The organism is Streptomyces sp. ASQP_92, assembly GCF_025399895.1.
In the GTDB taxonomy this organism is placed as follows: domain Bacteria; phylum Actinomycetota; class Actinomycetes; order Streptomycetales; family Streptomycetaceae; genus Streptomyces.
In genome coordinates this window covers 551195-564839 of sequence record NZ_JAODUA010000002.1, presented here as the reverse complement: position 1 = coordinate 564839, position 13645 = coordinate 551195, and the positions used below count along the sequence as shown (strand labels likewise).

Annotated in this window: 2 protein-coding genes; both read left to right on the top strand. The window is 72.4% G+C overall.

The window, feature by feature from the left end:
* Positions 1–80 precede the first annotated feature (80 nt).
* A complete protein-coding gene (locus N4G70_RS08565) occupies positions 81–12272 on the top strand; it encodes a polyketide synthase (RefSeq protein ID WP_261711880.1) in 12192 nt (4063 codons plus the stop codon).
* Positions 12269–13612, top strand: a complete 1344-nt coding sequence (locus tag N4G70_RS08560; protein WP_261711879.1) for a hypothetical protein — start codon at positions 12269–12271, stop codon at positions 13610–13612. Before N4G70_RS08565 ends, N4G70_RS08560 begins: the two co-directional genes overlap by 4 nt.
* Positions 13613–13645: the final 33 nt, after the last annotated feature.

The following is a 13645-nucleotide window of genomic DNA, read 5'->3' as shown; positions in this document are numbered from 1 at the left end:
CGGGCTGCCTCGGCGGCCGTTGCCCCCGCCCCGGGACGGGTGGCGCTCCTGGACGCGCCGCAGGCCATCACGGGGGAGACATGGCTTTGACTTCTTTGAGTTCCGTCCTGATCGGAAGCGGAAGCGTCCTGGCTCGCTGCGGCGAGGTACTCGTGGCGAAGGGCCACCGGATCGCGGCCGTGGTGACCGATGACGCCACCGCCCGGTCCTGGGCGATCAAGGCGGGCATCGCCCACCACGAACTCGCCGAGGCCGTCGCGCTCGCACCCGCCCTCTCCTGCGACCTGCTGCTGAGCGTCGGCAACTACGCGGTGGTGCCCGAGGCGCTGCTTGCCTGCGCGACGCGGGGCGCCGTCAACTACCACTACGGCCCGCTCCCCCACTACTCCGGGCTGCACACCCCGTCCTGGGCCATCGCGGAGGGGGCTCGCGAGTACGGCATCACCTGGCACCGCATGGCCGCGGTGGTCGACGGCGGTGAGGTGCTGAGGCGGACACCGGTCGCGATCGAGCCCGACGACACCGCGCTGTCGCTGGGCCTGCGGTGCGACGAGGCGGCCGTCGCCGGCCTGGCCGGACTCATCGACGAGATCGCGGAGGGCCGCGAGAGCGGGGTCCCGCAGGACGCCGCGGCGCGGCGCTACTTCTCGCGGCACACCCAGTTCGCCGCCGAGGGGCTGATCGACTGGAGTCTTCCGGCCGAGCGCGTCGCCGCCCTGGTCCGGGCCACCGACTACGGGCCGTTCGCGAGCCCACTGGTGTGGCCCAAGATCGGCGTCGGCGGGCACTTCTATGCCGTACGGGAAGCACGCGCCGCCTCGGACGATGTCGCCGCCACGCCCGGTACGGTCCTCTCGCACGACGACGCGTCGGGGCTGCGGGTGGCCACGGGTGAGGGCAGCGTCACCCTGACCCGGCTGTGCACCCTGGAGGGCGAGGACCGGTCCCCCGGCGCCGTCGCCGCGGCCCACGCGATCCGCGGCGGCACGCTCCTGGACCTCCCCGACGAGGCCGCGCGCACCCGCCTGACCGAGGCGGGCGTCCGCGCCTCCAAGGCCTCCGCGCGGTGGCGCGAGCGGCTGATCGCCGGCGGTGACGACCCCTACCGTCTCCCCCACCCCGAACCCCGCACGGAGACCCACCCGCAGGACACCGGACACCAGGCGGATCCCGTCCTCGTGCGGTGCCGGGTCCCCCTCCAGGACGACGACCCCAGCGACATGGCGGCCGCGGCCCAACTGGCGGGCGCACTGGGCGTCTTCCTCGGCCGGGCGAGCGGGCGAGGGGACGTCCACCTCGCGATGGCGGCCCCTCGTGAGGACGTCGACACCGCGCACCGGGACCTCTTCGCCGCCTGGCTGCCCCTGCCGTGCCGGTTCGATGCCGGCGCGACGATCGCGGAGAACCTGCGGGCGGTGCGGCAGGAGTTCGCCCACGGGCAGCAGCGTGGCTGGATCCGCCGCGACGCGATCGGCCGGGACGACGCGCTCAGGGAGCGCTGGAACAGCGGCGCCCTGACACCGGACGTGCTGATCTCCTGGGGCGCCCGCGACGCGGCGGAGCACGGCAGCGAGAGCCCGCGTCCCCCACTGGAGCTGCACGTCCGGCGGGACGGTGCCGAGGAGGGCGCGCTCGTCTCCTTCCACTACGACGCCCATCGCCTCTCGGCCCCGGACGTCGTGCGCCTGGCCGGTCAGTTCAGCGCGTGGTGCGGGCGCCTGGCCGCCGCGCCGGAGGAGCTCGCGTCCGCCGTCGATCCGCTCACCGCGGACGAACGCGCCCTGCTCATCGAGGAGTTCAACGACACGGCCGTCGCCGAGGCCCTTCCCGAGCAGGGCCTGCACCGGCTCTTCGAGCGGGCCGCGCGCGACCACGCCGAGGACACCGCGCTGATCTGCGCGGACACCGCCCTGACCTACGCCGAGCTCGATGTCCGCGCCGACCGGCTCGCCCAGGCGCTGGCCGAGCGGGGGGTCGGCCGTGGCGACCTGGTCGGCGTGGCCCTGGACCGCTCGATCGACCTCGTGGTGGCCCTCCTCGCGGTCCTGAAGACGGGCGCCGCCTATGTGCCCGTCGACCCCAGGTTCCCGGCGGAACGCATCCGCCAGATGATCGAGGACGCCGACCCCAAGCTCATCGTCACCCCCGCGTCCGTCCCCGCCGGCCTCGCCGCCTGGGACACCCGCTGTGTCAGCGTCCACCTGGGTGCCGAGCGGAGCGCCGAGGAGGACCTCGCGGTCGAGGTGGGCGCCGACGACCTGGCGTACGTCATCTACACCTCGGGCTCGACCGGACGCCCCAAGGGCGTCGAGATCACCCATGGGGCGCTGAGCAACTTCCTGGGCGCCATGCGCGCACGCCCGGGCTGCGCCGCCGGCGACCGGCTGCTCGCGGTGACGACCGTGTCCTTCGACATCTCCGTGCTCGAACTGTTCCTGCCGCTGCTCAGCGGCGCGACCACGGTCATCGCGCAGGCCCAGGAGACCCTGGACACCAAGGCCCTGAGCGGCCTGATGGAGCGTCATGCGATCACCATGATGCAAGGCACCCCCGCCACCTGGCAGTTGCTGCTCGACGGAGGCTGGCGGGGCACGCCCACGCTGCGCAAGATCCTCTGCGGCGGTGAGGCGCTCTCCCGCGACCTGGCGGACCGGCTGCTCGCCGCTGGAGCCCCGGTCTCGGTGTGGAACATGTACGGGCCCACCGAGACCACCGTGTGGTCCACGGTGTGGGAGGTGACGGCCCGGGCCGAGCGGGACGGTGTCCTCATCGGTCGTCCGATCGACCGCACCCAGGTCTATGTCCTCGACGAGAACCTCGCGCCGGTGCCCCCCGGCTTCCCCGGGGAGCTGTGCATAGGCGGCGCCGGAGTCGCCCGCGGCTACCGCAACGACCCCGACCAGACGCGGCTCCGGTTCGCGGACAACCCCTTCCACCCCGGCACCCTCTACCGCACCGGCGACCTGGCCCGCTTCGCCGAACCCGGCCGTCTCGTCCTGCTCGGACGCAACGACCGGCAGGTCAAACTGCGCGGCCACCGCATCGAGTTGGCCGATGTCGAGGCGGCCGTCGGCCGTCACGAGTCGGTCCGCCGCGCGGTGGTCGTCGGCCGCGACGAGCACCTGGTCGCCTACTGCGTCCGCGACACGGCTCCCGGGGAGCCCGCGGCCACGGGCGACCGCGGTGCCGCCCTCGCCGAGTGGGCCGCCGCCTGGGACCGCGCCTACGAAGCCGACCCCGCCCCCTCCGAGCCGGACACCGTCGTGGCGGACGCCACGTTCAACCTGGCGGGCTGGCGCAACAGTTACGACAACCTCCCCTTCTCGAACGGGGAGATGCGCGACTGGCAGCAGGGGTCCGTCCGGCGCATCCTGTCGCACGGGCCGGAGAACGTCTTCGAGATCGGCTCGGGCAGCGGCCTGATGCTGTTCGGCCTGGCACCGCACTGCCGCACCTACCACGCCGTGGACGCCTCCGCCGCGGCCGTCGAGATGACCCGGCGCCACCTCTCCTCCCTGCCGCACGTGACGTGTGAGCAGCACGCCGCCCATGCACTGCCCGAGGTGGCCGAGGGCGCCTTCGACACCGTGATCATCAACTCGGTGGCCCAGTACTTCCCCGGCGTGGACTATCTGACCTCGGTGCTGGAGTGGGCGACCAAGGCGGTGACCCGGGGACGGGTGTTCCTCGGTGACGTACGCGACCTGTCGACCCTGGACGTCTTCCACGCCGACGTGGCGCAGTTCCGCGCGGACGGCAAGATCTCCGCCGAGGAGCTGGCCCGCCGCACCGAGCGCGGGATGCGCGCGGAGCGCGAACTGGTGCTCAGCCGCGACTACTTCGCGAACCTTCCGCACCTGTTCCCCCGGATCAGCCGCGTCGACATCGCCCTGCGCGACGGACGCTACGTCAACGAGATGACGCGCTACCGCTACGACGTCACCCTGCACATCGGCGAGGACACCCGGCCCGTCACCCCAGCGGCGGAGAAGGACTGGGAGGCCGACGGCCTCGACCTGGCGGCGCTCCGCGCCGAGCTGGGGTCGCTCGCCGACCGCCCGCTGCGCCTGACCGGAGTCCCCAACGGCCGCCTCGGCGAGGTGTACGCACGGATCGCGCCGGCCCTGGCGATCAGGGGCGCCCACACCTCGGCGGCGCCCGGCACCTGGATCGACCCCGCCGACCTCGCGGGCCTCGCCCACGAAGCGGGCCTGGAGCTGGCCCTGCTGCCCGGCCGGACCGGCGACGCCTGGCGCTGCGACGCCCTGTTCTGGCGGCCAGGCCAGACCCCGGACCTCAGCCCCCGGCCCGCCGAGGCGCGCGAGCGCGACGCCCTCGACGCGTACGCCAACACGCCCTTGGCCGGGGAGCGGCCCAGGACCCCGCTGCACCGGGTGCTGCGCCCCTGGCTGGCCGAGCGGCTGCCGGAGTACATGGTTCCGGCGTTCATCGTGGAGCTGGACGAGCTGCCGCTGACCCCGAACGGCAAGGTCGACGAGAACGCGCTGCCCAGCCCGGTCGTGGAGGTGGACGCCACCGCCAAGCCCGCCACCGAGCTGGAGCGGGACATCATCGCCATCTGGGCCGACGTGCTGGGCCACGACCGGATCGGCGTCAACCAGAACTTCTTCGAGATCGGCGGCAACTCGCTGCGGGTCGTCCGGGTCCAGACGCGTCTGGAGGAACTCCTGGGGCGGCCCGTCTTCGGGGCCAAGCTCTTCGAGCACTTCACCGTCAAGTCCCTCGCCGCCTATCTGGCCGGCGACACCAGGAGCAGCCGCGAGGTCGTGCCCGACCGGCGGCGCGCCGACCGGGACGAACCCATCGCGGTCATCGGCATGGCCTGCCGCCTCCCCGGGGGCGCCAACACCCCCGAGGAGTACTGGGAGTTGCTGGAGCGCGGCGGTGACGGCATCGTCGAGGTGCCGAAGACCCGCTGGGACGCGGAGGCCCTGTACAACCCCGACCCGGAGGTGCCCGGCACCTCGTACTGCAGCCGGGGCGGCTTCGTCGCCACCCCCATCGACCTCTTCGACGCCCCGTTCTTCGGCATCTCCCCGCGCGAGGCCCGCTCCCTCGAACCCATGCAGCGCATGGTCCTGGAGACCACCTGGGAGGCGTTCGAGCGCGCCGGTTACACCCTGGACCAGCTGCGCGGCAGCCGGACCGGCGCGTTCGTCGGGGTGGGCAAGAGCTCGGCGTACCACGAGTACGGCCTCACCATGGCCGGCGGGCTCACCGACCTGGACGGCTATGTGGGCCCGGGTTCCGCGGGTGGCACGATGTCCGGCCGGGTGTCGTACGTGTTCGGCCTGGAGGGCCCGACCCTCACCCTGGACACGGCGTGCTCCTCGTCCCTGGTCACCACCCATCTGGCCTGCAACGCGCTGCGCGACGGCGAGTGCGATCTCGCGGTGTCGGCGGGTGTCAGTCTGATGCTCACCCCCGAACTGCACGTCGAGTTCAGCCGGTTGAGGGGCATGTCGGCGGACGGCCGCTGCCGGTCGTTCTCGTCCGACACCGACGGCACCGGCTGGAGCGAGGGCTCGGCCGCGGTCGTGCTCAAGCGGCTGTCCGACGCCCAGCGCGACGGCGACCCCATCCTGGCCGTGCTGCGCGGCACCGCCGTCAACCACGACGGCCACGCGGCGAGCCTGACCACGCCGAGCGGGCCCGCCCAACAGCGGGTCATCCGCGCCGCCCTGGCCGCCTCAGGGCTCCAGCCGGACGACATCGACTACCTGGAGGCGCACGGCACCGGCACCAAGCTGGGCGACCCCATCGAGGGCACCGCGCTCGCGGAGGTCTTCGGTGGCAGCCACTCCGGTGAGGAGCCGCTCTGGGTCGGTTCGGCCAAGTCCAACCTCGGCCACACTCAGGCAGCGGCCGGTCTCGCCGGTGTGATGAAGGTCGTGCTTGCCATGCGCCACGACACCCTTCCCCGGACGCTGCACGTCGCCGAGCCCACCCCCGCCGTCGACTGGAAGGGCGCCGCCATGGCGCTGGTCCGGGAGCAGCGCCCGTGGCCGGCGAAGGACGTGCCGCGCCGTGCGGGCGTCAGCTCGTTCGGCATCGGCGGCACCAACGCCCATGTGATCGTGGAGGAGCCGCCGCGGCCGGCCCCCCGGGCCGTCGAGGAGGGCGCGCCCGCGCCGCTGCCGGCCACGCTGCCGTTCGTGGTGTCCGGCCACGGCGACGCCGCCCTGCGTCAGCAGGTGGAGAACCTGCATCTGCACCTGGGCATGAACATCCAGGACCGGCTGGGCGATGTGGCCCGGTCCCTCGCCACCACCCGCACCCACTTCCGCCGCCGGCTGGTGGTGCTCGCCAAGGACAAGGCCGAACTCCTCGACAGGCTGGCCTCGTTCGCCCGCACCGGGGAACTTCCCGCGGACTCGGTGCGCACCGGCGACCACGCGGAGGAGCCCAGGCTGGCCCTCCTGTTCACCGGCCAGGGCAGCCAGGTGCCGGGCATGGGCAAGGACCTCTACGACGTCCACCCCGTCTTCCGGGCCGCCCTGGACGAGGTCGCCGGGCGCTTCACCGCGCTGGAGCGACCGCTCCTGGAGGTGATGTGGTCCGCGCCGGACAGCGCGGACGCGGCCCTCCTGAACCGCACCGACTTCACCCAGCCCGCCCTGTTCGCCCTCGAAGTGGCGCTGTGGCGGCTGTGGGAGAGCTGGGGGGTGCGGCCGGAGCTGCTGCTCGGCCACAGCATCGGCGAACTCGCCGCCGCCCATGTGGCGGGGATCCTCGACCTGGACGACGCCTGCCGACTGGTCGCGGCCCGCGGCCGTCTGATGCAGGCGCTGCCCGCCCGAGGCGCCATGGTGTCGCTGGAAGCCGACGGCAAGGAGGCACAGGCCGCGATCGACGCCCTCGGCCTGCGCGGCACCCTGGACGTCGCCGGACTCAACACCCCGACGCAGACCGTGCTGTCGGGTGACACCGACGCCGTCGAGGCGATCGCGGCCCACTTCACGGAGCGGGGCCGCCGGGTCAAGCGGTTGACGGTGTCCCACGCCTTCCACTCGCACCACATGGACGGCATGCTCGCCGAGTTCCGGGCCGTGGCGGATTCGGTACGCTTCCGGCCCGCGGTGATCCCCCTCGTCAGCAGCCTCACCGGTGAGCTCGCGGCGCCGGGCGAGCTGGAGCGGCCCGAGTACTGGGTGCGCCAGGTGCGCCACGCGGTCCGCTTCAGCGACGGCATGCGCGGCCTGCGCCGCGAGGGCGTCAACACCTTCCTGGAGCTCGGGCCGCAGCCCGTGCTCTCCGGTCTGGGGGCGTCCTGCCTGGCCGACGAGGGGCCGGTGTCCTGGGTGCCGTCCTGTGTCCCGGGCCGGGACGGTTCCTCGGTGGCGCAGCGGAGCCTGGCCGAGTTGCATGTGCGGGGTGTGCCCGTCGACTGGGACGGCTTCTTCGCACCCTTCGGCGGCGAGCGGGTGGCGCTGCCGACGTACGCCTTCCAGCGCGAGCGGTTCTGGTTCGAGCCGCCGCTCACCCGCGAGGTCGGTGCCGGCCTCGACCCGACCGGCCACGCGCTCCTCGGTGGCGGTGTGGAGATCGCGGGCACCGAACTGTCGCTGTTCACCACCGTGGTGGCGGCGGACCAGCCGGTGTGGGTGCAGGAGCACCGGGTGATGGACGCCGTCCTGATGCCGGGCACGGCGTTCTTCGAGGCCATGCGGGCGGCGGGGGACGCGGCCCACGAGGGCGAGTGGGACCTGTCGGACGTGGTCATCGCCTCGCCTCTGGTGCTCGCCCCGGGGGTGCCGGCGCGGTTGCAGGTCACCGTGGGGCAGGCACTCGGTGAGAGCCGTCCCGTCCAGGTGTACAGCGCGCCCGAGGGCGAGGACGGCGCCTGGCAGTTGCACGCCGAGGGCCGGATCACGCCCGCGGAAGGAGCCGGCGGGGCGGCGGTGACGGTACCGCCGCCGGGCGCCGAGCCCCTGGACGCGTCCGCTCTCTACAGCGATCTGGACGCCCTGGGTTACGGCTACGGGCCGGTCTTCCAGGGAATCAAGGAGGCGTGGCACGTCGGCGGGGAGGTGTGGGCCAGGGCCGCGCTGCCGGAGAGCGCGGAGCAGAGCGCCGCGGGCTACGTCCTGCACCCGGCGCTGCTGGACTCGGCGATGCACTCGCTGCTGCTGACCCAGCGGCTCCAGAACCGGACCGGTGACGACCTGTTCGTGCCGTTCGAGGCCGAGCGCCTGTCGCTGCGGGTGAAGGGCCTCAGCGAGATCTGGGTCCGGGTCGCCGAATTCGAGCTGGGGGATGGCGAGTTCTGGGCCTCCCTCGACATCCATGACGCCGACGGCGCCCCTGTCGGCCGGCTGCACCGGCTGCACGCGCGTCGGGTGGACCGGGCGGTGCTGCGCCGGCTGGCCGCGGCCGGGGTGGACCGCTTCCAGTTCGACGTCGACTGGCGCCCGGTGGACACGGCCAGTGTCGAACTGGGCGGCTCCTGGGGCCTGATGACCCCGGCCGGAGACGTCTCGTGGGCGCGGGAGGCCAAGACCCTCCTGTCGCGCTCCGGCATCCAGGTGATCAACGTACGGGACCTGGAGGACGCCGAGGACCTGGACGGTCTGCTCTGTCTGTGGGACTCCGACGCCCAAGTGCCGGCCCAGGCGCACGCGTTCGCCGCGAAGGGGCTTGAGCAGCTCCAGGAGGCGGTGGGCAGGGAGTTCCGCGCCCCGCTGGTCTGGGTCACCCGCCACGCGGTGGGCACCGGCGCCGACGACATGGTCTCGGGGCTCGGCGCGGGCCCGCTGTGGGGTCTGATGCGGACCGCCCGCAACGAGCACCCCGAACTGGGGCTGCGCATGATCGACCTCGGCGATGCGGAGGCGGACCGCAAGGCCCTGCCCGCCGCGTTGATGCTGGAGGCCGAGCCGGAGTGCGCCCTGCGCCACGGCGAGGTGCTGGTGCCGCAACTGGCCCGGGTGGGTTCGGCCCAGGACCTCCAGCTTCCGGCCGAGGGCCGCTGGCAGTTGGAGATCGCCGCCAAGGGCCGCCTGGACGAGCCGCTGACGGTCAAGTCCCTGCCCGAACGGCCGCTCGCGCCGGGAGAGATCCGGGCCGAGGTGAGGGCGACCGGGGTGAACTTCCTCGATGTGCTCAACGCCCTGGGCATGGTGGAGATCCCCGCGTTCGGATTGGAGTTCGCCGGTGTGGTCACCGAGGTCGGCGGCAGCGTCGACCAGCTGAAGGTGGGTGACGCCGTCCTCGGCCTGGCACGCGGCTCCTTCGCCTCCGAGGTCGTCACGGACGCGCGCCAGGTGGTGCGCATGCCGGAGCACCTCACCTTCGAGGAGGCCGCCACCATCCCGATGACCTTCCTCACCGCCTGGTACGGGTTGCACGAACTGGGCGCCCTGCGACCGGGCGAGCGCGTGCTGATCCATGCGGCGGCCGGTGGTGTGGGCATGGCGGCGGTGCAGCTCGCACGGTTGCACGGCGCCGAGGTCTACGGCACCGCGAGCGAGCCCAAGTGGCCCGCGCTGCGTGAACTCGGCCTGGACGACGCTCACATGGCGTCCTCACGCGATCTGGGCTTCGTCGAGCACTTCGGCGCCGCCGCCGACGACAAGGGCGCGAGCTTCGATGTGGTGCTCAACTCCCTGGCCACCGAGTTCATCGACGCGAGCCTCGGCATGCTGGGCCGCGGCGGACGGTTCCTGGAGATGGGCAAGATCGATGTGCGCGAGCAGTCGGCCATCGACCAGAGCCACCCGGGAGTGAGTTACACCGTCTACAACCTGCCGGAGGCGGGCCCCGACCTCATCCAGCGGATGCTGGTCTCCATCGCCGAGCTGTTCACGCAGGGCGCGTTGGCACCACTGCCGCTGCGGGCCTTCCCCATGACCCACACCTCCGACGCCCTGCGCTTCATCGCCCAGGCCCGGCACGTGGGCAAGGTGGTCCTGGTCCCGGCCCAGCGGCGGGAGTTCGTGCGGCCGGACGGCGCGGTGCTGGTGACGGGCGGTGCCGGCGATCTGGGCCGGCAGGTGGCCCGGTGGCTGGTCGACACGCACGGCGTACGCGACCTGGTGCTGACCTCCCGCCGCGGGATGGAGACGCCGGGCGCGCGGTCCCTGGTGGATGAGCTGGCCGAGCGGGGGGCCACGGCCACCGTGGTGGCGTGCGACGCGGCCGATCGCTCCGACGTCGGCGCGGTGATGGCCCTGTTCGGCGAGGAGCGTCCGCTGCGCGGCGTGGTCCACGCGGCGGGTGTGCTGGACGACGGCGCCCTGACGGATCTGACGCCGGAGCGGTTCGACGCGGTCTTCCTGCCGAAGGTGGACGGCCTGTGGCATCTCCACGAGCTGACCCAGGACCGGGAGCTGGACCTCTTCATGATGTTCTCCTCCATCGCGAGCGTCATGGGGGCGCCCGGCCAGGGCAACTACGCCGCGGCCAACGCCTTCCTCGACGCGCTGGCCCATCTGCGCCGGGCCAAGGGTCTGCCGGCCACCTCGGTGGCGTTCGGGCCCTGGGAGGGCGGGGGCATGGCGGCCGGGCTCAGCGAGTTCGACCGGGCGCGTTTCGCCCAGCTCGGCCTGGACCGGCTGGCACCGGACGAGGGCCTTGAACTGTTCGAGCTCGCCGTCCGGAGCGGCCGCGCCCTGACGATGGCGGCGGCCCTGGACCTGAACCGCGTCCAGCACTACTACGAGAGCCGCGGCGGCATACCGCCGCTGCTGCGCACGCTGCTCAGCGCCAACTCCGGCAAGCGGTCCCGGGCCGGCGGCGGAACGGACCTGCGCAAGCTGCTGGCCGAGGCGACGCCGGAGGAGTACGGGGCCGTCGTGCTGGGCGTGGTCCGCGCCGAGGTGGCCAAGACCCTGGGCTTCGCCTCGCCGGAGGCCGTGGACGTCAGCGTGTCGCTCCAGGACATCGGGATCGACTCGCTGACCGCGGTGCTGATGCGCAACCAGCTCGCGGACCTGACCGGGCTCGCCCTGCCCGCGAAGATCGCCTTCGACCACCCCAACCTGACCTCCCTCGGCGCCTTCCTGCTGGAGAAGCTGCTGGAGGCGGGGCTCGAAGCGGCGCCCGAACCCGCCACGGTCCCGGCGGCCGCCGCGACCGCCGAGGGCCCGGGCCCGGATCTGTCCACCGCCCGCAAGGGCTGCCTCCACCCCGATCTGCGCTTCGACAACGCGGCGGCGGCGCCGGTACGTCCGGAGGCGGTCTTCGTCACCGGCGCCACCGGCTTCGTCGGCGCCTATCTGCTGCACGAGTTGCTCGCCTCCGAGGTGGTCGCCTACTGCCTGGTGCGGGCGGACGACGCCCGCCAGGCGATGGAGCGCCTGGTCACCGCCCTCGACGGCTACGGGCTGTGGAGGCAGGAGTTCGCGCCGCTGCTCAACCCGGTCGTCGGTGACCTCGCCCAGCCGCTGTTCGGCCTGGCCGAGGAGGACTTCGACGAACTGGCCGACCAGGTGGACGCCATCTGTCACTCCGGCGCCCTGGTGGACTGGATGCGTCCGCTGGACGACTACGTCGGACCCAACGTGGTCGGCACGCACGAGGCGCTGCGTCTGGCCTCGCGCGGTCGCGGCAAGGCCTTCCACTTCGTGTCGACCTTCGCCACGCTGCCCAAGTACCTGGGGTACGAGGTCACCGAGGACGACCGGGAGTACGGCTATCTCACCTCCAAGTGGCAGGCGGAGCAGATGGTGGCCGCGGCCCGCTGGCGCGGCGCGAAGGCCTCCACCTACCGGCTGCCGTTCGTGGGCGCCTCGACTCGCACCGGCCACTTCCGGCTCGACCGCGGCGACTTCCTGCACAACCTGATCACCGGTGGTCTGGAGATGGGGAGCTTCCCGTCGGTGGCCACCGACCTCACGGCGGTGCTTCCGGTGGACTATCTCTGCCGGACGATCGCCGGGGCGATGACGGACGACCTGGGGCGCATCGGCCAGGACTACGACTTCGTCAACTCCGGCGCCCCGGACTTCGACCGGTTCTTCGAGATGGTCGGTGCCGCCGGCGGCGGGGCCGAGGTCGTCCCGTTCGACCAATGGCGCCTGCGAGCGCTGGAGTTCGCGGCGAGCCACCCGACCGGCCCACTGGCGCGAATCGCCGCTCTGGTGGACGGCCTCACCGCGCAGGGCCTGGTGGACATGTTCGCGGCCCTCCCGGTGGGCGGCGCCGTCTTCGGGGCGCTGGACTACCCCTCGCCGCCGATCGACGAGGACTTCGTCCGCACCTATGTGCACCGCATCAACACTTCGGACCGAGCGGAGAACACCACGTCATGAGCGACGCGACCCAGGCGCCCGGCGCGACGGTGGACGACGACGCCACCGTCACCGGGACCTACCAGAAGACCGGCACCTTCCTGCACTCCTCCGCGGCGGTGCACGCCGAGCAGCTGTCCCCCGTCCTCGACAAGTACCGCGTCGACCAAGGGGAGTTGGAGCTCCGGCTGCCCCCGCACCGGACGCTGAACACGAGCTGCTTCCGCCCCGAGTCGCACCCCACCCATGTCGTCCCGATGCGTCTGGACGACGGTCTGGCGGACAACCTGGCGCGCCAGCTGCGCTGCCAGGCGGTGATCCAGGAGAGCTTCGCCGCCGCCTCGATCGGCAGCTACTTCCCGGTGTCCACCATGTTCGAGAACTGCGTGCTGTTCGTGCCCTCGGCGAAGCGCTTCTACGACCTGAACCAGGACATCGTCCAGGAGCACTTCCCCGAGGTCGAGACGGCGGTGGTGAACGCCTTCATCGTGCCGGCCGAGAAGCGTCCGTACGGCACCCACGCGGCCAGCTCGATCGCCCTTCAGATCCCGTCCCTGGTGAAGAAGCGGCTCGGTTTCCCCACCGAGTACCGCAGCTTCCACACCGCGCTGACCCCGACCCCGCTCAGCCGGCAGCCCTTCGTGATCTTCGAGGAGGCCGAGCTGGAGGCCCCGAACCTCCCGTACGTCTACGAGAGGATGCTGGAGTGCGGACTGGAGGGTGAGGAGAAGAAGGCCGTCGACAAGGCCCTGTACCTCTTCCTGGAGGGCAAGCTGTCGGAGCTCGACCTGCCCTCGGTGCGGGACTACCTCATGGCGATGTACTGGGCCAAGACGTACGCCGACAAGCCGTCTCCGGGGTACTACTGCGACAGCCGGGTGGGCGACGCCCTGGTCTTCGACAACTACCGGGCCCACGCCGACAGCACCCTGCCCCGGACCACGAAGGACCGTCTCACCATCGACCTGCGTTGCTTCAACAAGGTGCACTACCCCAAGGGCATGACCAGTGGCCTGGACTTCATCGTCGATCCGGCCGAGCGGGCCCACCAGGTCAGGCGCAAGTGGGCGTCGATCGAGTTCCTGCTCGCCACGCTCGGCTACGAGAGCGTCGACGAGTTCCTGCGCCTGGTGTTCGGCGGATCCCGGAGCGCGGCGGACATCGATCCGTTCGGCCTGATGACGGACCTCCAGTTCGGCATCTACAACAAGTCCGAGTACCACCTCCTCGACCAGAACCTCGACGCCCACTACGAGCGGGTCGAGGCCCTGTACGACCGCATCGCGAAGGAAGGGGAGTACGTCCTTCCGGAGCGGGCCGCGCGGTGCCTGGCGGCACTGAGCGAGCAGCCGGGCCGCTGAAGGGCCCGGCAAGGACACGGGCGAAGTGAATAC

Coding starts and splice junctions, on each gene's coding strand:
- N4G70_RS08565 (WP_261711880.1), top strand. CDS start 81: ATGGCTTTGACTTCTTTGAGTTCCGTCCTGATCGGAAGCGGAAGCGTC.
- N4G70_RS08560 (WP_261711879.1), top strand. CDS start 12,269: ATGAGCGACGCGACCCAGGCGCCCGGCGCGACGGTGGACGACGACGCC.